Consider the following 21,200-nt stretch of genomic DNA (forward strand, 5'->3'; position numbering starts at 1 on the left):
TAGTTTGTAGAGTTATTAATTTTAAATTTAAGGAGGAAAAAATTATGTTCAAGAGTGACATTGAAATAGCACAGGAGTCTAAACCTTTAGTAATAGCTGAAATTGCAAAGCAGGTAGGTATACCAGAAGAATACATAGAGGGGTATGGAAAGTATAAAGCAAAAATTGACTATAATTATCTAAAGCAGTTAGATAATAAAAAAAACGGAAAGCTTATATTGGTAACAGCAATAAACCCAACTCCTGCAGGGGAGGGAAAGACTACTACAACTGTAGGACTTGGAGATGCTCTTGCTAAATTAAATAAGAAAGTTGTAATAGCACTTAGAGAACCTTCACTGGGACCAGTGTTTGGAGTGAAAGGCGGAGCAGCTGGTGGGGGTTATGCCCAAGTTGTACCAATGGAAGATATTAATCTTCATTTTACAGGAGATATGCATGCTATTGGGGCTGCTAATAATCTTATTGCAGCAATGTTAGACAACCACATTCATCAAGGTAATGTCTTAGATATAGATGTGAGAAGGATAACTTGGAGAAGATGCGTTGATATGAATGATAGACAATTAAGGTCAATAGTAGATGGTATGGGTGGAAAGGCAAATGGAGTGCCAAGAGAAGATGGCTATGATATTACTGTGGCATCAGAGATTATGGCAATACTTTGTCTGTCAAATGACTTAGATGATTTAAAAGAGAGAGTAAAGAATATAATAGTAGGCTATTCAAGACAAGGAAAACCAATAACTGGGGGAGATTTAAAGGTACAAGGAGCAGTTGCAGCGTTACTTAAAGATGCGTTAAAGCCAAATCTTGTTCAGACATTAGAGCACACTCCGGCATTTATACATGGAGGACCTTTTGCCAACATTGCACATGGATGTAATAGCGTAATGGCAACAAAAATGGCACAAAAGATGGGGGATTATGTAGTAACTGAAGCTGGGTTTGGTGCAGATTTGGGAGCAGAAAAATTTATAGACATTAAGTGTAGGTTAAGTGGATTAAGACCAGATGCAGTTGTCATAGTTGCAACTGTAAGAGCACTAAAATTACATGGTGGGGTACTAAAGGCTGATTTAAATATGGAAAACCTTGAAGCATTAATAAAAGGGATACCTAACTTGTTAAAGCATGTTGAAAATATTACCCAGCACTTTGGATTGCCAGCTATTGTTGCAATTAATAAGTTCCCAACGGATACAGATGCAGAACTTGACTTAGTAAGAGCAGAATGTGAAAATCTTAATGTTAAGGTAGCTTTATCTGAAGTTTGGGAAAAAGGTGGAGAAGGTGGAATTGAACTTGCTAGTGAAGTTGTTAAACTAGTTGAGGAAAGCAATAACTTTAAGTTTGCTTATAATTCTGACCTTGGAATAAAAGAAAAGATAAATGAAATCGCAACTAAAATATATGGAGCCATCGGTGTAGATTTTATTGGAAATGTTTCAAAACAGATAAGGGAACTTGAAGAATTGGGTTTTGGAAACTTACCAATATGTATGGCTAAAACACAATATTCATTATCTGATGATCAAACTAAATTGGGAAGACCAGAGGGCTTTAAAATATCTATAAGAAATGTAAAAGTATCAGCTGGAGCAGGATTTATAGTAGCTTTGACAGGGGAAGTTATGACATTGCCAGGACTTCCTAAAATTCCATCAGCAGAAAAGATAGATGTAGACAATTCAGGAAAAATATCTGGATTATTTTAATGGATTATTTAGTAAGCTATTAGGTAAAATAGCTTGTTTGGTGCAATATTAATGTACTAATTAATATTACGGTTATAAAATATTTATAAGCGTAGAATAAATGATAATCGGAGGTACAAATATGGCAATAATCTTAAAAGGAAAGCCAGTTGCAGATGCAATAAAAGACACTTTAATAAAAGACATTGAAAAGCTTAATGAAAAAGGCATAACACCTACATTAGCAGTGGTTCGCGTTGGTAATCGAACAGACGATGTCTCCTACGAAAACAGCATTTTAAAAAGATGTTCTACTATGGGTATTGAAACTAAATTATTTACGCTGGATTCATGCATTGAAATGGATGAGTTTACTCATATAGTAGAGGATATAAATAAAGACAAGGCTATAAGCGGTATTTTAACTTTTAGACCTTTTCCAAAGCATTTGAATGCTAAAGTAATTAATGAACTTATTAGCGTAGATAAAGATTGTGATTGTATGAATCCTGTGAATTTAGAGAAGCTTTTTGAAGGTAAGATGGATGGGGTTATGCCATGTACTCCAGAGGCTGTAATGGAAATATTAAAGTTTTATGGTTACAATTTAGAAGGTAAAAATGTTGCTGTTATAAACAGAAGCATGGTAGTTGGTAAACCGCTAAGCATGATGCTTTTAGCAGAAAATGCAACGGTAACGATTTGTCACTCGAAAAGCAAGAATTTAGCAGAGATAACTTCAAAGGCTGATATTGTTGTAACCGCAATTGGAAGGGCAAATATGTTAGATGCTAGCTATTTCAACAAAGATTCAATAGTGATTGATGTAAGTATTAATGATGCTGGAGAAGGAAAAATTTGTGGAGATGTTAATTTTGAATTAGTAAAAGAAAGTGTTGCTGCAATTACGCCTGTACCAGGTGGAGTTGGAAGTGTTACAACTAATTTATTATTAAAACATGTTGTAGAAGCGTGTAAAAACAATGCTTAATTTATCTAATTACCCAGCAGTACTCCTTGATAAGGCGCTAGGGGATATTTAAAACTAAAACAAGGTATCATTTACCTGTCGAATGTTTAAACATATATCGACAAGTACGTGATACCTTTTACTTTTGAATTTTCAGAAAATATGGATTGGTATTGTATTACAATGATGTTATAATATTAGTAATGATATAAGAAAAGAGGTTTAATATGAAGAGAATAATAGGAGCTTTCTTTTTTGTAATGTTTCTAACCTTTAATAGTTTTCCGTTTAATAGGGTTGACGCCATGGAACCTAAAAACAGAATATTGTTTATTAGTTCCTATAATTCTTCATTTCCGGTTTTTTTTCAACAAATTGATGGAATTAATTCTATTTTAACAAAGGAAAAGTATATTGTTGATTTAGAATTTATGGACAGTAAAAGGTTTTTTAATGATGAAAATATTAATAATTTTTATAATTTAATAAAATATAAAATGGAGAAAAATCCAGATAAATACGATGCAATTATTGTAGGTGACGATAATGCCTATGATTTCGCTCTAAAACATCAAATTGAGTTATTCAAAGATACTCCAATTGTATTTTTTGGCATTAATGATATTGAAAAAGCAATAAAAGCAAAAGGTAATCCTTGGGTTACTGGATTAGCAGAAGCTGTTTCCGTTGAAGATACTTTAAAAGTTGCTATGAAAATAAAACCTAATGCTACAAAAGTTGTTGCTATTAGCGATACTACAGAAACTGGTGTTCAAGATGTAAGAAGTTTTTATGATGAGCAAAAACATTTTAGTAATCTTAAATTTTCAGATATAAATTTAGGCCAAATGACAACGGAAGATTTTAAAACTCAGTTAAAAAATATAGATAAGGATACTATTGTAATTTTTATTGCTGCTTTTCGAGATTTATATGGAGATCCAATTGATTTCGAATCGGGGGTTAGCCTTGTGCAGGTAAATTGTAAAGAGCCGTTATTCGACCTATATCTTCATGGCATAGGTAGTGGTCTTTTAGGTGGAAAGGTAGTTAGTCATTTAGAACAAGGAAAAATTGCTGCTGGAATGGTAAAAAGGATACTTTCAGGAACTAAAATATCAGATATACCAATAATAGAGAAGAGTCCTAATAAATTTATATTTGACAATCAGCAACTTAGGAAATTTAATATTGATAAAAAATTACTTCCAATTGATAGTTTAATACTAAATAAAAAGGAATCTTTTTATCAAAGCTATAAAAATTATATATGGTCTATTTCCGTTATTTTTATTATCATGGTTATTTTTATTTCATACTTATTAATAAATATAAAATTTAGGAAAAAGGCTGAAATAGATTTAGTGGAGGCAAACATGACACTAGGTTCCACTTATGAGGAGTTAGAAGCAACCTCAGAGGAATTAAGGGCACAATTTGATGAGATACAAATTCAAGACACAGCATTAATTCATGTTAAGGAAAGTTACAGATTAATCTGCGAAGCAAGTACAGGTGGGACATGGGATATTGATTTAAAAGCAAATGTAAGGGTGTTTACTAAAAGTTGGTATAACAAATATGGGCTTTCAGAAATCAATATTTTCAATATAAAAGAATGGGTAGCACGAATACATCCTGAAGATAAACAAGTATTTTCAAACTATCAAATATCAATTAAAGGGACATCAAAAGATAAGTACTCCTGTGAATATAGAATTAAAACAAGCGCTGGTGAATATAGCTATTTTATAGAAAAGTGCATAGTGTTACGTAATGACAAGGGTGTAATTGAGCGGATTGCAGGCTCGCATACAGATATAACAGATGGAAGGCTTCAACAGATTAAAATTGAAAAGCTAGCATATCATGATATATTGACAGGACTTCCCAATAGAACTTATTTAAATAAAAAACTTAAGTCCATAACACTTAATTGCGAAGAAAAATCTTTTTATGGGGCAACTATTTTTATTGGTCTGGACAATTTTAGTCTGATAAATGATTTTTTTGGCCATGAAACAGGTGACAAAGCACTTATTTATATAAGCGATAGACTTAAAAACGCCTTTGAGCAAAATAATAAAGTATTTGTATCTAAATTTAGTGGCGACGAATACGTTATTATTATTGAGGAACTAAAAAATAGTAAAGAAATAAGTGAATATATTACAAGAATTTTAAAAGTATTTGAAGAAAAGTTTGTAATTGACTTAAATGAACTTTACATAACCATCAGTATGGGGATTGTTGAATTTCCCAAAGATGGAGTTACAGTAGAAGAACTTTTTAAGAATGCTGATACAGCATTACATAAGGCAAAGGAAGCAGGAAAGAATTGTTATAAGTTTTTTGAGCACTCTATGAACGATAGCATAAGAGATAAAATACTATTACAAAGAGGTATAAGAAAAGCTCTGGAAAATAATGAATTTGTGTTATACTATCAACCTCAGATTGATGTTTTAACTGGTAGACTATCTGGTTATGAAGCATTAATAAGATGGATAAGTCCAAAGCATGGCTTTGTGTCGCCAGATAAATTCATAAAACTAGCAGAAGAAAATGGAACAATTGTTCACTTGGGTAGATGGGTATTACAAGAAGCTTGTGAGTTTTGTAAAAAGATCAATATTAATGAGGAAGATCAATATGTTATTTCAGTAAATATTTCGCCAATTGAACTTATGCAATATGAATTTGTTGACAAGGTAAAAGATATTATAAGTAAAAGTGGAGTTTTACCAAAGCTTATTGAAATTGAAATTACAGAATCTGCATTAATGGAATCCTTTGACGTGAATATTGAAAAACTTAATAAGCTAAGGGACTTTGGCCTAAGCATTGCTATGGATGATTTTGGAACAGGTTATTCATCCTTAAATTATTTGAATCAATTGCCTATAGATACACTGAAAATAGATAAATCCTTTGTAGATGATATAGCAAATAAGAATGCTGATAAAAACTTTGTTGATATTATTATTTTGCTTGCACATAGGATGGGAATATTGGTTGTAGCTGAGGGAGTAGAGACGGAAGAACAGAAGTTGGTACTTACTACTCAAGGTTGTGATAAAATACAAGGCTATATTTTCAGTAGACCTATGACAGAACCAAATGCTATAGAATACAAAAAAAGTTTTAAAGAAAAAGCTTGATTTCAGATGAATAAAATGTTATCCTATTAAGAATAAGATTATGAGTTAAAAAAATATTGTAACAATTATGAGAATTAAGATTATTAAAGCACTCAAGAGAGCTGATGATTGGTGAAAATCAGCGTGCAATATAATCCTTCCACTTTCATAACAATACCATTTAATTGAAAGGTAGTGCCCTTTATCGCACAATAAAGTGGTCATGCTAATTTATGTATGACAAAATGAGTGGCAACGCGGGAGTTTAACTTTCGTCTCTATATAAGTATAGAGACGAGAGTTTTTTTATTTTAAAAGATATTTTAAAGGCAGTTCTATGAAACTGTTAACATTAAGAAATGGGAGGTATTGTATTATGTTAGATTTAAATTTAATTAGAAAAGATACTGATAAGGTTAAAGAGGCACTCTCTAAGCGCATGGACCATATTGATTTTACTGAGCTTCTTGAATGGGACGCAGAAAGAAGAAAGTTAATAATCGATATTGACATATTGAAAGGTAGAAAGAATAAAGTGTCTAAAGAGATACCAGAACTTAAAAGAAAAGGAGAAAACATTGAGAGTTTATATTTAGAAATGAAAGAAGTTTCAAATAATATAAAGATTCTTGAAGATAGTTTGACACCACTTGAAAAAAAAATAAATATTTTTTTAGAAGGCTTACCTAATTTACCTGATAATGATGTGTTAGCTGGTGGAAAAGAAAATAATAAAGTTGTAAGAGAATGGGGCAAAAAACCTGATTTCAAATTTGTTCCTAAGGATCATGTTGAGCTTGTAACAACGCACAATCTAGTAGATTATGAAAGAGGAGTAAAGCTTTCTGGGAATGGTTTTTGGATTTATAGAGGTGATGGCGCTATGCTTGAATGGGCTCTTCTTAATTACTTTATAGAAGAACACATAAAAGATGGGTATGAATTTATTCTTCCACCCCATATATTAAACTACCAATGTGGGTTAACAGCAGGACAATTTCCTAAATTTGAGGATGAAGTTTTTAATGTAACTGATAAGAAGGATAAAGAAAATAGTCAGTTTTTACTTCCAACATCTGAAACAGCATTAATAAACTTGCATAGGGATGAAATTCTTAAAGAAGAAGAATTGCCAAAGAAGTACTTTTCATATACTCCTTGTTACAGAGTGGAGGCAGGAAGCTATAGAGCATCTGAAAGAGGCATGATTCGGGGACATCAATTTAATAAGGTAGAAATGTTTCAATATGCGAAGCCAGAAGATTCAGATGATGCCTTTGAAGAACTTTTAAGTAAGGCAGAAAAACTAGTTCAAGGGCTCGGGCTTCATTATAGGGTAACAAAACTGGCAGCAAAGGATTGTAGTGCATCTATGGCGAAAACTTATGATATTGAAATATGGATTCCTAGCATGAATGAGTATAAGGAAGTAAGTTCAGCTTCAAATGCCAGAGATTATCAGGCAAGACGAGGAATGATTAGGTTTAAAAGAAATGATAGTAAAAATACGGAGTACGTTCACACGTTAAATGCCTCTGGACTAGCTACAAGTAGATTACTCCCTGCAATTGTAGAACAAATGCAGCAGGAAGATGGAAGTATTATGATTCCAGAAGTATTAAGAAAATGGATGGGTAAAGAAAGATTATAATCCTTCATCTATGGGTTAATTTGAAATATGTTTATTTTATAATTTTAATATGGTATTATTTATGTATAAGCATTATCGGTAAACAAAGAATGTCACTGATAATTTACTCGTATGAGGATTTGCAACATAAATAAGGGGGATATGTATATGTTTGAAATGAAAGAAGAATATAAGATAGGTATTTCTAATATTGATAAGGAACATGAAAAACTTTTTGAAATAGGTGAGCAAACTTATCAATTATTAAAAGATACATATGCAACAGATAAATATGACAGGATAGTAGAGTTAATCCAAGAGTTAAGAGATTATACAGCTTATCATTTTAAAAATGAAGAAGACTATATGGAAAGCATAAATTATAAAAGATTATTTACTCAAAAGATGGACCATGCAAATTTTATTAAAAAATTAGATGAGATTAATTTAGCTAAAGTTGATCAAAATCAAGATGAAGCTATAATGGGAATATTAACTTTTTTAAATCGTTGGTTGACTAACCATATATTAGAGAAAGATTTCTTAATAGTTGAAAAATAAAATTAAAGACTCTGAGAATAATATCTCGGAGTTTTTACTCTTTCACAGTGAATTAAAGGGAATACTAAATATGTGTTGAATTATATTAAGCATACAGTTTTGTAATTTAAATGAATGGATATTAATGGAGATATATAATGAAAGGATGATGATTAATGAGTAAAGTTATTTTAGGATATTCCATGGAGGAATGGATATTAAAGTACCCTTTGCTAGAAGAGATTATTATGCTGAAAGAACAGTTTTGGATAAATTCTAAATACACCACCTTTGAAATAGCAGAAAATGACTTAACCATAGGTGAGGATGATGTAAAAGAGGCACAGCATAGACTCAATCGATTTGCACCTTTTATTATGAGGCATTTTCCAGAAACAGAAAGTACAAATGGAATTATTGAATCGCCTTTAGTTAAGATACCCACAATGAAGAAAAAGTTAAATCAATTATATGATATTGATATTCAAGGATCACTTTTACTTAAAAAAGATAGTCATCTAGCAATTGCAGGTTCCATTAAAGCAAGGGGTGGCATATATGAAGTATTAAAACACACCGAAGACCTGGCTTTAGCTAACAATTTGATAACTATCCATGATAATTATTCTCTATTAGCAGATGATAAATATAGAAAGTTCTTTAATCAATATACTGTGCAAGTTGGGTCTACCGGGAATCTTGGACTTAGCATTGGCATAATGAGCTCAAAAATCGGATTTAAAGTAATTGTTCATATGTCATCTAATGCTCAAAAATGGAAAAAGGAACTCCTTAGAAGTAAAGGAGTAGAAGTAGTAGAATATGAGTCAGACTATAGTAAAGCAGTTCAAGAGGGTAGGAGGTTATCTGATGAAAACCCCAAAAGCCATTTTGTTGATGACGAAAACTCTAAAGATCTTTTCTTAGGATACGCCGTAGCTGCTAAAAGGTTGGAGAAACAATTAAGTGAGATGAAGATAAAAGTAGATAGTCAGCATCCACTATTTGTATATCTACCATGTGGAGTTGGCGGAGGGCCAGGTGGAGTTGCCTATGGGCTAAAGTTATTATATAAAGATAATGTTCATTGTTTCTTCGCAGAGCCAACTCATTCGCCTTGTATGCTCCTGGGAATGTATACAGAAAAACATGATAATGTTTGTGTGCAGGATTTTGGTATAGATAATAAAACAATTGCGGATGGATTGGCAGTAGGTAGAGCTTCGGGATTTGTAGGTAAGACTTTTGAAAAGCTGTTAAGTGGCATATTTTCTATAGATGATAATAGATTATATGAATTTTTAAGTAATTTAGCTGATACAGAAAGTATATATCTAGAACCTTCTGCTTGTGCAGGATTCTTGGGGCCAATTCTCATAAATATGGAAGAAGGAAAAAAATATATACAAAAGCATAATTTATCTGACAAAATGAATAATTCAACTCACATAGTATGGGCTACAGGAGGTAATTTAGTTCCAAAAAATATTATGGAAAGTTATTACGAGAATGGTTTATCTAAAGTTTAAATTTTATTATAGTAGATAACTAACACTTATAGAAGTAGGAAACTTACTTCTGAAATGTTGTTAATGTAGCTCCGAGAGTAATATCTTGGAGCTTTTATTAGTGGTATAATAAAGTTAAATCATCACCTGCGGTGCTGCAATATTAACGGCTTCAGAAGGAGATTTAGACTCCCACTTGTAGAAGTAGGAGACTTTCATTCTGAAATGTCGTTAAAAATAGCTGAGATTAATAGATAGAACAAAGAAAAAACAAAAAAGGAGCAATAATATATGATAAATAAAGCAATAATTTTTGCAACAAATGCCCATGCAAATCAATTTAGAAAAGGTTCAAATACACCTTATATTTTACATCCATTAGAAGCTGGTATAATTGTTTCACAAATAACTTGTGATGAAGATTTAATTTGCGCAGCAATACTTCATGATGTAGTTGAAGACACAAAGGTAACAATAGATATGGTAAAAAGTGAGTTCAATGATAGAATTGCTAATATAGTTCTTTCTGAAAGTGAAGATAAATCTAGGAGTTGGAAACATAGAAAAGCACATACTCTTAAATCTTTGAAAGAAGAAAAGAGTGAAGAGGTAGGTATTGTGGCTTTGGGTGATAAACTTTCTAACATGAGAGCTATTCATAGAGATTTACAAAGAATTGGCGATGAACTTTGGGAAGTATTTAATGTTAAAGATAAGAATGAGCACAAATGGTATTATGTCGGTCTTGTAGATAGCCTTAGTTACCTTTGTGAATATAATGAATATCAAGAGTTCAAAAACTTAGTGCATGAAGTTTTTAAGTAAGTAATTTTAATGGTACAAGGTACTATATATTTGGTATCTGGTACCATTATTGTACGGAAATCGTCATTTTTTAATAAGACTTTCGTAATATCTTCACTTTATAATAAAAGTACAAGCTTTTTATAAAGAGGGGGAATTCACATGGAAATTAATGCAGGGAAAAGAGTTAAAAGAGGAAGAAGAAAGCCAAGAATAAGTAGCATTAAGTACATATTAATAGCTTCTGCCTTATTGTTTTTTGTACCACTATTGTATGTTGAACTAAATTTCAATTCGAATGATAAAGTTAATAGTAGTGATCTAGAAAGGAAATTATATTATTCCATGAGTAAAAAAGATAATAGAATAAAAGCTTTTGATAGAGCAGTAGTTCTTAATAATGGGAAACCTATTAACACTTGTGTTTACTTTTTAGCTGAGGTTTTAAGAATGAATGGTGAAAAAATAGATGATAGTGTATGTAACACAACTCAACTATTAGAAATAATGAAAAAAGAAGGCTTTGAAAAAGAAAAAAACTATAAGAAGTTAAAGCCAGGTAATATTTGTTTTACTACGGATGAAAGATTAACAGCTATGGGTGCCCCCACTCATACGTTTATATTTATGGGGTGGAAAGATCAAGGAGTATATGATTATGCATATATTTGTGATAATCAAGCAAATGAGTACAAGGGGAATTTATATCACCTAAGAAACATAGCACAAGTTGAAAATGTTAATGGCAATACAAAGGAACCTTTTAGCTTTTTTATGTACAAATAGAAAGGTTTCATATATAAAGGAGCGGGGAAGGTTAGAAGGGGGTGCTCATGTGAATAGCTATAATGTACTTGTAGTAGATGATGAAATAGAAATTAGAGATGCTATTGAAATATACTTAAGGAGTATCGAAAATATAAATATAATAAAGGTAGCTGATGGGTTGGATGCTTTACAGGTTTTAGAAAATAATGAAGTTCATGTCATAATATTAGATATTATGATGCCTAGGCTGGATGGTGTAAGAACTTGTATTAAAATACGAGAAAAAAAGAATATCCCCATTATAATGTTATCTGCTAAGGGGGAAGACAGTGATAAAATTATAGGATTGAATATAGGTGCCGACGATTATATAACAAAACCTTTTAATCCTTTAGAGCTAGTTGCAAGGGTGAAATCACAGCTTAGACGTTATGTGGATTTAGGCAATTTTACAAAAACAGTAAATGATGGCGACACAGTTATAGGTGAATTAATAATAAACAAAGATAGTCATGTGGTTACTTTGGAGGGGAGCGAAGTTAAACTAACACCTATAGAGTATAAAATATTACTACTTTTAGCTAAAAGTCGTGGCAGGGTATTTTCCTCACAAGAGATTTATGAAAGAGTTTGGGATGAGCCTGCCTTTAAAACTGAGAATACAGTCTCAGTGCATATAAGAAGATTAAGGAAAAAGATAGAAATTAATACTAAGGAGCCTAGATATATTAGGGTGGTATGGGGAGTTGGCTACAAAATTGAAAAGTAAAATATTAAGTTATAATAAGTTATGGGAAGTATTAGAAAAAAGTGTGCTTATAATATTTATATTAATTGTTATTGTTTCTTTTGCAATAATAAGTAACTTACAAAACCTACGTATTAGCAATAATCAAATGAGTAACCTTGAATTAAGAATATCAGAATCTAAGGAGAGACTAGAAGAAGTAAATAAATCTGAGAAGAATGATAATGATACTAATTGGATTACGTACGATTTATGGTTAAGTAAATGTGCAACCACTGGTAACTCTTATTTATATGATAATACAAATTTTTTAAAGCTTTTATCAGAAAAAACACAGGAGGAATTGAATAAAGTAAGCGCAGGTAATAAAACTTTAAAAAAACAAGTTGACTATAACAATATAGTGAAATTTATAGTTATTGATAAAAGCAAAAATACATTTCTAACTAATGATATTAATAATATTAAGTTTATAAAAGATAATCTTAAACTCTTTTCTAAAGAGAGTGGGGAACTATTTAAGTATGTATCAAACATAGGAAAGTGGTATAACATAACTTACACTTCTCAAACTGCTCCAGCATATAAATATCAAGAAGGCTATGAAGTTGAAAATCCTAATAATTTTGTTGAGGCCTATTGGTTTCCAAAGGATTATAAGTATTTAGGGGAAGATGAGGTTATTATAAGGAATATCCTTGAAAATGAAAAATTAAATCAACAAAATATAATAAAGTCTAGTAATGAAGGTATTGTTAGTGTAAAAAGTAACTTGGTAAAATATAAAATTTCAATTCTTATATATTTAGTTTTAATTATGATTATGATTCTAGCCTTATATTTCCTTAGTAAAGAAAGAATTATACGCGGGATGAAGGAAAGTTTTGTAGTGAAAATAGTACAAAATATAGATAGATGGTTAGGAAATAGAAGTACACTTTTTAAGTTAACTGTTTTTTTTCTATTTACATTATCAGTACTATTGATGTTCATAGTTCTAATAAGTAGTTCCAGCTTAACTCATGAATTAATAATTATGTTTATTCTATGGATATTGTTTTATTTAATAGCTATATTTCCTAGAATTTTTAAGTTTTCAAAGTATATAGATGAAATAACTGATGGAATTGAGAAAATAACCAGTGGTGATTTAGATCACTTTATAGAAGAAAAAGGAGATAACTCACTTTCTAGGCTAGCTTATAACATAAATAAGTTAAATAAAGGCTTTAAAGTATCTATAGAAGATCAAATAAAAAATGAAAAATTAAAAAGTGAATTAGTAGCTAATGTATCACATGATTTAAAAACTCCTCTAACTTCAATAATTAATTATACGGATATATTGTTAAGAGAAAATATTTCAGAGGAAGAAAAAATAAAATACCTAAATATCCTTAATAGAAAAGGGTTGAAACTTAAAAGTCTTATAGAAGACTTATTTGAAATATCAAAAATTAACAGTGGCAAAGTTGAATTGAATATGGAGAATGTTGATTTAATAGAACTCGCATCTCAGGCTATAGCGGAGTATTCAGACTCTGAAATTTATAGTGATAAGAATCTAATCTTTATTTTTAAGCCATATACTACAAAAATTGAACTGAATTTAGATGGCAAAAACATGTCTAGAGTCTTTGAAAACCTGATAAATAATGCATTAAAGTATTCATTAAATAATACAAGAGTTTTTATAGAAATTGAGGAAGTTTTGCCGATAAGAAAGATTAAAAAAGGAATTAAAATATCCTTTAAAAATACATCTTCAACGGCATTAGATTTTCACAAAGAAGAAATATTTGAAAGATTCACTAGAGGTGATAAATCCAGAAATTCTAATATTGATGGAAATGGTCTGGGCCTTGCAATAGCTAAGAGTATAGTAGAACTTCATGACGGAAAGATGTACATTGATTTTGATGGAGACATGTTTAAGGTTATAATTGAATTGTATTATTAGCAGAGAAACTTTTAAAATCCAAAAGGTATAAGAGATGATTAAAAGTTAATTTAAAATATAGATACAATTAAGATTGCTCTGAGAATAACATCTCGGGGCAATTTATTGTGATATATATAAGTTTTAATGACATCTTAAAGCCGTTAATGTTATACAATTGAAGATGAAGATTTAAAGGAAAACATTACGTAGACGTCGAAATAAATACTAGTGTGCCTATGATACAAAAGAAAAGAAAGTTGGGGGATTAGATAATGAAAGTGGATTTGACAAAAGGAAGCATTTTAAAAAAGCTTATAATTTTGGCATTGCCTATTATGGGAACATCATTGATACAAACTGCTTATAGTTTAACAGATATGATATGGGTTGGAGCATTAGGTTCTAGGGCAGTGACTGCAGTAGGAGCAGTGGGCTTTTACACATGGCTTGCCTTCGCATTTATTACAATTCCCAAAATAGGGGCAGAGGTTGGAGTAGCTCAGTCTGTAGGAAAAAAAGATATAAAAGAAACTAAAAGCTATATTAGACATTCAATACAAATGAACTTAGTGTTTGCAGTGTTGTATGGGATTGTAATGCTAATTTTTAGAAAACAGCTCATAGGTTTCTTTAACATTCAGGGTAAAGATATTGTTAGTATGGCAACTAGTTATCTTGCTATAGTTTCAGTGGGGATGGTATTTTTCTTTATGCCTCCTATTTTTACAGCAATATTCAATGGACATGGGGATAGTCAGACACCTTTTAGAATAAATGTAGTTGGACTTATTGTTAATATAATATTAGATCCGCTTTTAATATTAGGAGTTGGGCCATTTCCTAAATTAGGAGTCCCAGGAGCTGCTGTGGCAACAATTTTTGCTCAGTTTGTTGTAACAATAACATATATATTTGTTATTATAAAGAAAACTGATTATTTTAATGAACTAAATTTTCTGCAAAAACCTGATTGGAAGCATATAAGGAAGATTTCTAAATTTGGAATGCCTGTAGCAGTTCAAAGTGCAGTGTTTACCTTTATAGGAATGATAATTGCAAGAATACTTTCTAGATGGGGATCAACTGCAATTGCAGTACAAAGTGTTGGAGCGCAAATAGAGTCCATATCTTGGATGACGGCTGGAGGTTTTCAAACTGCATTAAGTGCCTTTGTAGGACAAAATTTTGGAGCGAAAAAGTGGGAAAGAATATATAAGGGATACTTTACTGCAATAGGAGTTATTGCGGTTATTGGTATAATGACATCCTGTCTTCTAATATTCTTGCCAGGACCTATTTTTTCTGTTTTTATTAAAGAGAAAGATGTAATAAGGGAGGGAATAGTGTATTTAAGGATACTTGGGGTTTCGCAGTTTTTTATGTGTATAGAAATAACTACAGCAGGTGCATTTAATGGTCTTGGAAGAACTGTTCCGCCTTCAATAGTAGGAATTGTTTTAAATGCTATGAGAATTCCAGGAGCTCTTTTCTTGTCAAAGTTTATAGGGCTTAATGGAGTATGGTGGAGCGTAAGCATTAGCAGCATCATAAAAGGATTAATACTTACAAGTTGGTTTATCATATTACTATTAAGGCATCCAGAAATAAAAGGAAAGAAACTTATAGAAAGGGGTAGTTTTTAATGAAACAGTTTTATATTCGTTTATTGCGATTAATCGGTGGGCTTTTCTTATATGCACTTGGAATTGTTGTTACAATGAATGCTCATATAGGATATGCGCCTTGGGATATTTTTCATGTTGGAATTTCAAAAACTGTAGGAATAAGTATTGGAAATGCTTCAATTATAATCGGTGTAATTGTTGTAATAATAGCAGTACTGCTTGGAGAGAAAATTGGAATTGGTACAATTTTAAATATGTTGCTTATCGGTGTGTTTCTAGATGTACTTCTTAAATTAGATATAATTATGACGACAAATAACTTCTTAATTGGAATTTTAATGATGATTATAGGATTGTTTATAATTTCATTAGCTTCATATTTTTACATTGGGTCAGGATTTGGAGCTGGACCAAGGGACAGTTTGATGGTTGCAATTACTCGAAAAACGGGACTCCCAGTTGGTGTATGCCGAGGAACAATTGAACTTTTGGCAGCATTAGTCGGTTGGAAACTAGGAGGTATGATTGGTATAGGGACAATTATATCTGCATTTGTAATAGGATTTTGTGTTCAGGTAACTTTTAAACTGTTAAAGTTTGATCCAACAAAGATCAAACATGAAACATTAGATATGACATATAGGGTGTTATTTAGAGATAAAGATGCGCAGATTGAAGAATAAATATGTTATAATAACCTTCATATAGCTCCATGCTATAGGTAGGTTGTTTTTATGAGATAGGAGGAAAAGCTAGTATGAGTAACTTAAACAAAGAGAAAAATTATGATATTGAAGACGGTATATGTATTGATAAAAATCAATGCTCATGGAATAGTGAAACCTATGATGCATGGGTAAATAGATTTGGAGACCCAAGTGAAGCAATTAAGAAGATCAGTAAAGATCCAGCTAATATGATTTCAACCCTTTATAGTAAGTTTGGAAATGTTGAAGGGAAAAAAATAATGAATTTGATGGGATCCAATGGCACTAAAGCTGTAGCGCTAGCCTTATTAGGTGCAGATGTGACAGTAGTTGATTTTTCAGAAGGAAATAAACGGTATGCTATGAAACTAGCAGAAGAGGCAGGGGTAAAAATAGAATATATATTATCTGATGTGCTTAAGCTTACAGAAGAACAATTATCAGGCGACTTTGATATTGTATTTGCTGAAATGGGAATACTGCATTACTTTACAGATTTAAAACCTTTTATGGATACAATATATAAACTATTAAAAACTGATGGATTATTTGTTATTAGGGATTTTCATCCGGTTTCTACTAAACTTATTACTTCAAGGGGGTCAACTTCTAAGGTGCGTAAACACAAAGTAACGGGAGACTATTTTGACGCCACATTAAAAGAAAAAGAAGTGTCTTACTCAAAATATTCAAGCGACAATGATAGTGCACAAAAGGTGTTGCTACGTTTATGGAATTTGGGGGAAGTTGTTACTAGTATTGCTAGTAGTGGGTTTATAATTAAAAGCCTAGAAGAGGAACCTAATTTATCATCTGATATCTTTGATAAAGGTATTCCTAAGACGTTTACTATTGTAGCTAAAAGTGCCACCCACGTGGCAAGTGGCAAGTAGTGAATATGGAATACAACACATAAAATCCCTATCTTAAGTTATTTAATAACTTAAGATAGGGATTTTTTTAATTAGTATATATACACGTATAAATATGAGCTAAGTCCTCCAAATGTGCCACATTGAATTACCTCTACCCCTAGCAAATACATCTGTTCTGTTTGGACCCCATGATACAGCCGCTGGATTTAATGTTATATTTCCACCAAGACTTCGCAAAGGACTCCAGCGTGAACCATTCCAAGACATGGTTACTAATTGATTATTTGTTCCTCTTGAAAAAAGTTCAAGCCTGTTGGTTCCTCTAGAAGAAACTGCTGGTACGGAGCCTAACCTTATGCCCATGTTCTGCCATGGACTCCACCTAGAACCATTCCACCATAAATGTAGTAGAGAATTGCCATTGCCCAAAGCGAATACGTCAATCCTGTTATTTCCCCATGAAACGGCAGTTGGAGGAGAGGTTAGTCTTCCACCTAGGCTTTCCCAATCACTCCATCTAGAGCCATTCCACCATTTATGCCAAAGGGCATTATCAGTGCCACGTACAAAAGTATCAAGCCTGTTAGGTGCCCATGAAGAAACAGCAGGAGCAGAGGTTAAGTTTCCACCGAGGCTTTCCCAAGCACTCCAGCGAGAGCCATCCCAAAAAATATGCCACATTGCGTTGTCTGTACCACGACCAAATACATCAATTCTATTGTTTCCCCAAGAAACAGCCGTAGGTGCAGAGGTTAGTATTCCATGAAGGTTCTCCCATTCGCTCCATCGAGAACCATTCCACCATTTATGATATAAGGCTCTATCTGTACCTACAACAAAGGTATCAAGTCTGTTAGGCGCCCAAGAAGAAACTGTAGGAGCAGTAGTTAAAACACCACCAAGATTTTCCCAAGCGCTCCATCTGTCACGGGATGGAGGAGCTAATATGTTTCCCATAGGTTCTGGCGACCTAGTGTAATCAAAGTAACTTTCTTCATAAAATAAGTCAGCTTCATTAAATTTATCATAATCATAAAAGTTGTCAAAACTTCTCATTTGTTCATTAAATAATGGACAATAGGGTTGTTGTGAACAATCGGCACAATCATTGGCATAAGGGGGATAAGAAAATGGATTATACATTGAAAACCTCCTTGTATTCTGTTGCGTAAATAAAACTTCATCAATATATAATATTCCTAATAAAAAAAAGTGTTACAAAAACTTAGGAAATGAACAATATTCAAATTGTAATATAAAGATTTGTCGCATGAAAACTACGATTAAGCAAATAAATTACAATATAGTATAGTATAATAATAGTAACGTAATTGAGGAAAACAAGTAATTATAAATGATAAAATTATGGGGTTAGGGGGATAGTTTATGTATGATGTAATTATTATAGGAGCAGGTGTAGTTGGAGCAGCTATAGCAAGGGAACTTTCAAGATATGATTTAAAAATATGTGTTTTGGAAAAAGAATGTGATGTTGCAACTGGAGCATCAAAAGCTAACAGTGGTATTGTTCATGGGGGATATGCTGCTAAATATGGAACATTAAAAGGCCAATTGTGCGGGAAAGGGAATAAGATGTATGAAGAGCTTGATGATAAATTAAATTTTGGATATAGGAAGACAGGAGCCTTAGTCATTGGATTTGAAGAGGAAGATGAGAAGAAAATTATTGAGCTTTATAAAAATGGTTTAAAAATCGGATGCGATGATTTAGAAATGATAAAAGGAGAGAAGTTAAAAGAAATAGAGCCATACTTAAATAGTGAGGTAATGGTAGCACTTTACGTTAAAAATGTAGGGGTAACATCACCTTATGAATTTAACATTGCATTAGTAGAAAATGCTATAGAAAATGGTGTCGAGCTTAAACTTTTGAATGAAGTAATATCTATAGATGAAGAAGAAACCAAGTTTATTTTGCATACAAATAAAGATAAGGTTGAAGGAAGATATATTATAAATGCAGCTGGACGTTACAGTGACAAAGTGGCCAATATGGTAGGGATTAATGATTTTAAGATAATACCAAAAAAAGGCCAATATATTCTTATGGGAAAAGATCAAGGACATCTTGTGAATACGGTTATCTTCCAAGTGCCTACAGAAAAAGGGAAGGGAATATTAGTTACCACAACATATCATGGCAATTTTATGATAGGGCCAAATGCTGAAGAAGTTAGCCACAAGGATGATGTAGCAACTACTACCGATTCTTTGAAATATGTGGTTAAGACAGCTAGGAGATCAATACCAGCCTTTGATATTAAAAAAGCATTAACTACCTTTTCTGGAATAAGGCCAACAACAATCTCAGGAGATTTTATCATTGAAGAAAGCGTAGTTAAAGGGTTTATAAACGTTGCAGGCATAGATTCTCCAGGGCTTACAGCATCCCCAGCAATAGCTACAATGGTAATAGATATACTTAATAAATCGGGATTGAAGCTTGTTGAGAAGGAAAACTTTAATCCATGCAGAAAAGCTATAATGGTGAGGAAGGATAATAATTTTCATGGTAAAGTAAATGATGAAAATCCAGCTAAAAATATAATATGCAGGTGCGAACAGGTTACAGAGTCAGAGATTGTAGATGCTATTCATAGAAACATACCTATTAATTCTACAGATGCTATTAAAAGACGAACCAGAGCGGGAATGGGTGTTTGTCAAGGGAACTTCTGTGAAGCCAGGGTAAAACATATAATTTCAAGAGAGTTAAATATTATGGAAGATAAAGTGACGGTAAGAGGTGATGGTGTTTCTAAAGCGCCAACCAAAGTGGAAATAAGCGGAATTAGGAAACTTTAATAATAAGTAAATAGATATTTAACAATTTAATTAAAATAAAAAAAGTGGTGAAAACCACTTTTTTTATTTTTAGTGCGCCCAGCATGGGCGCAATCTAATGGGTGAAAGTCCCTAGCACAGGTTGATAGTGCCAAGTGCATAGCTTAAGACAAGGGTGTCCATGGTGACGTGGAATCTGAAGGAAGTCGGCGGCAAAACTCTGGTCTGACGAACAGAAACTACATATAAGGCATATGTCTGTGGGTAAGTTTGCAATACAAAACGAAGCCCTAAACTATTCGAAACAGGCGGTGTAAATGTAGCAGATAGATGGAGTGAAAGATTGCGTTCTTACCTGGGGAGATCTTAGGTATATGTTATAGAAATGAATTTTGAAATAACAACCTTTACAGTGATGTAAAGCTGAAATCTAAGAAGTCAGCAGAGGTCATAGTAGCAGAGGGGTCATGAACCTTCGGTGAAGGACTGAACGATAGGAGGTTTTGAAATTTTGAACAACACAAAGAAATGTTATAACAGCAGACAACTTCATAATGAAGGTTACCTACAAAAGGATAGAGTGGAACTCGAAGAGTATGTAGGAGCGCCGAGCATTTCATTGACGTTAGAAAAACAACAGAACGCCAAAAATAAATACACCAATGGACTGTTTGAAAGGATTATTGACAGAAACAACTTAAATCAAGCATTTAAGAAAGTTAAAGCCAATAAAGGCAGTCATGGAATTGATGGTATGAAGGTAGATGAACTTCTACGGTACCTAAAAGAAAATGGCGCCAGCCTTCGGCAATCACTATTGGAAGGTAAGTATAAACCTAACCCAGTAAGGCGAGTAGAAATACCTAAGCCTGATGGAAAGAAACGACCACTAGGAATACCAACAGCTGTAGACCGGGTAATACAACAAGCTATCGCTCAAGTCTTAAGTCCAATATTTGAAGAGAAATTTTCAGACAATAGTTATGGATTTAGACCGAATAGAAGCGCACACCAAGCAATTTTGAAATGCAAAGAATACATGGATAAAGGTTACAAGTGGGCAGTGGATATTGATTTAGAGAAATACTTCGATACAGTAAATCATGACAAATTAATAGGATTGGTTTATAGGGAAGTAAAAGATGTTAGGGTAATAGCTCTCATAAGGAAATATCTACAAGCTGGAGTAATTGAAAAAGGTATCTTCAATACTTCTCAAAAAGGCGTACCGCAAGGTGGCAATCTTTCGCCATTGCTTAGTAACATCATGTTAAATGAATTGGATAAAGAATTGGAGAATCGGGGACTGCATTTCTGTAGGTATGCCGACGACTGTGCGCCACGAAAGCGTGGTAAGCAACTCGTAAGAGTGGCTTAATATAGCTGTGCTATACAGATGATGGAGGAAGGCCCTCCGAAATCGCCATGCAGGTGGAGATTT

At 32.5% G+C, this 21,200-nt stretch carries 16 protein-coding genes; 15 read left to right on the plus strand and 1 reads right to left on the minus strand.

All coding sequences use genetic code 11. The features are described 5' to 3' along the window. The first annotated feature begins 41 nt into the window (after positions 1 to 41). The 13 genes from LGK97_RS15300 to LGK97_RS15360 all read left to right on the plus strand — a co-directional run bounded on the left by LGK97_RS15300 (position 42) and on the right by LGK97_RS15360 (position 16,972). Positions 42 to 1,718 carry a formate--tetrahydrofolate ligase gene (locus LGK97_RS15300; protein ID WP_226260634.1) on the plus strand — a complete coding sequence of 559 codons (1,677 nt, stop codon included), beginning with the start codon at positions 42 to 44 and terminating at the stop codon, positions 1,716 to 1,718. 121 nt (positions 1,719 to 1,839) lie between these two features. Next, positions 1,840 to 2,688 (plus strand): bifunctional 5,10-methylenetetrahydrofolate dehydrogenase/5,10-methenyltetrahydrofolate cyclohydrolase, encoded by an 849-nt coding sequence (locus tag LGK97_RS15305; RefSeq protein WP_226260617.1) that lies wholly within the window; start codon positions 1,840 to 1,842, stop codon positions 2,686 to 2,688. Between the two features lie 206 nt (positions 2,689 to 2,894). After that, positions 2,895 to 5,828 carry an ABC transporter substrate binding protein gene (locus LGK97_RS15310; RefSeq protein WP_226260618.1) on the plus strand — a complete coding sequence of 978 codons (2,934 nt, stop codon included), beginning with the start codon at positions 2,895 to 2,897 and terminating at the stop codon, positions 5,826 to 5,828. A gap of 355 nt (positions 5,829 to 6,183) precedes the next feature. After that, on the plus strand, positions 6,184 to 7,458 hold the full coding sequence (gene serS, locus LGK97_RS15315; protein ID WP_226260619.1) for a serine--tRNA ligase: 1,275 nt from the start codon (positions 6,184 to 6,186) through the stop codon (positions 7,456 to 7,458). Positions 7,459 to 7,605: 147 nt separating this feature from the next. Beyond that, on the plus strand, positions 7,606 to 7,998 hold the full coding sequence (locus LGK97_RS15320; protein WP_226260620.1) for a bacteriohemerythrin: 393 nt from the start codon (positions 7,606 to 7,608) through the stop codon (positions 7,996 to 7,998). 155 nt (positions 7,999 to 8,153) lie between these two features. Then, positions 8,154 to 9,506 (plus strand): D-serine ammonia-lyase, encoded by a 1,353-nt coding sequence (locus LGK97_RS15325; protein WP_226260621.1) that lies wholly within the window; start codon positions 8,154 to 8,156, stop codon positions 9,504 to 9,506. A 270-nt stretch (positions 9,507 to 9,776) separates the two neighbouring features. Beyond that, entirely contained in the window at positions 9,777 to 10,310 is a 534-nt protein-coding gene (locus LGK97_RS15330) for an HD domain-containing protein (protein ID WP_226260622.1), read from the plus strand. Between the two features lie 141 nt (positions 10,311 to 10,451). Then, positions 10,452 to 11,075 carry a hypothetical protein gene (locus LGK97_RS15335; protein WP_226260623.1) on the plus strand — a complete coding sequence of 208 codons (624 nt, stop codon included), beginning with the start codon at positions 10,452 to 10,454 and terminating at the stop codon, positions 11,073 to 11,075. Between the two features lie 49 nt (positions 11,076 to 11,124). Then, positions 11,125 to 11,826 carry a response regulator transcription factor gene (locus LGK97_RS15340; RefSeq protein ID WP_226260624.1) on the plus strand — a complete coding sequence of 234 codons (702 nt, stop codon included), beginning with the start codon at positions 11,125 to 11,127 and terminating at the stop codon, positions 11,824 to 11,826. Continuing rightward, positions 11,804 to 13,765: a sensor histidine kinase gene (locus LGK97_RS15345; RefSeq protein WP_226260625.1), complete on the plus strand. Its 1,962-nt coding sequence runs from the start codon at positions 11,804 to 11,806 to the stop codon at positions 13,763 to 13,765. Before LGK97_RS15340 ends, LGK97_RS15345 begins: the two co-directional genes overlap by 23 nt. Positions 13,766 to 14,019: 254 nt before the next feature. Continuing rightward, positions 14,020 to 15,390 (plus strand): MATE family efflux transporter, encoded by a 1,371-nt coding sequence (locus LGK97_RS15350; RefSeq protein ID WP_226260626.1) that lies wholly within the window; start codon positions 14,020 to 14,022, stop codon positions 15,388 to 15,390. Beyond that, positions 15,390 to 16,055 carry a YczE/YyaS/YitT family protein gene (locus LGK97_RS15355; protein WP_226260627.1) on the plus strand — a complete coding sequence of 222 codons (666 nt, stop codon included), beginning with the start codon at positions 15,390 to 15,392 and terminating at the stop codon, positions 16,053 to 16,055. Before LGK97_RS15350 ends, LGK97_RS15355 begins: the two co-directional genes overlap by 1 nt. Positions 16,056 to 16,129: 74 nt before the next feature. After that, a complete protein-coding gene (locus tag LGK97_RS15360) occupies positions 16,130 to 16,972 on the plus strand; it encodes a class I SAM-dependent methyltransferase (RefSeq protein ID WP_226260628.1) in 843 nt (280 codons plus the stop codon). A 99-nt stretch (positions 16,973 to 17,071) separates the two neighbouring features. On the opposite strand, the gene LGK97_RS15365 is transcribed toward LGK97_RS15360, so the two are convergent. Further along, complete coding sequence (locus LGK97_RS15365; protein WP_226260629.1) at positions 17,072 to 18,097, minus strand: DUF346 domain-containing protein; 1,026 nt, start codon at positions 18,095 to 18,097, stop codon at positions 17,072 to 17,074. Between the two features lie 243 nt (positions 18,098 to 18,340). Here LGK97_RS15365 and LGK97_RS15370 point away from each other — a divergent pair, with 243 nt between their 5' ends. Beyond that, a complete protein-coding gene (locus LGK97_RS15370; protein WP_226260630.1) occupies positions 18,341 to 19,780 on the plus strand; it encodes an NAD(P)/FAD-dependent oxidoreductase in 1,440 nt (479 codons plus the stop codon). Positions 19,781 to 20,270: 490 nt separating this feature from the next. After that, positions 20,271 to 21,137 (plus strand): group II intron reverse transcriptase/maturase, encoded by an 867-nt coding sequence (gene ltrA / locus LGK97_RS15375; RefSeq protein ID WP_413228444.1) that lies wholly within the window; start codon positions 20,271 to 20,273, stop codon positions 21,135 to 21,137. The last annotated feature ends 63 nt before the right edge of the window (positions 21,138 to 21,200 follow it).

It is taken from the genome of Clostridium sp. CS001 (assembly GCF_020443565.1).
Classification (GTDB): domain Bacteria; phylum Bacillota; class Clostridia; order Clostridiales; family Clostridiaceae; genus Clostridium_AD.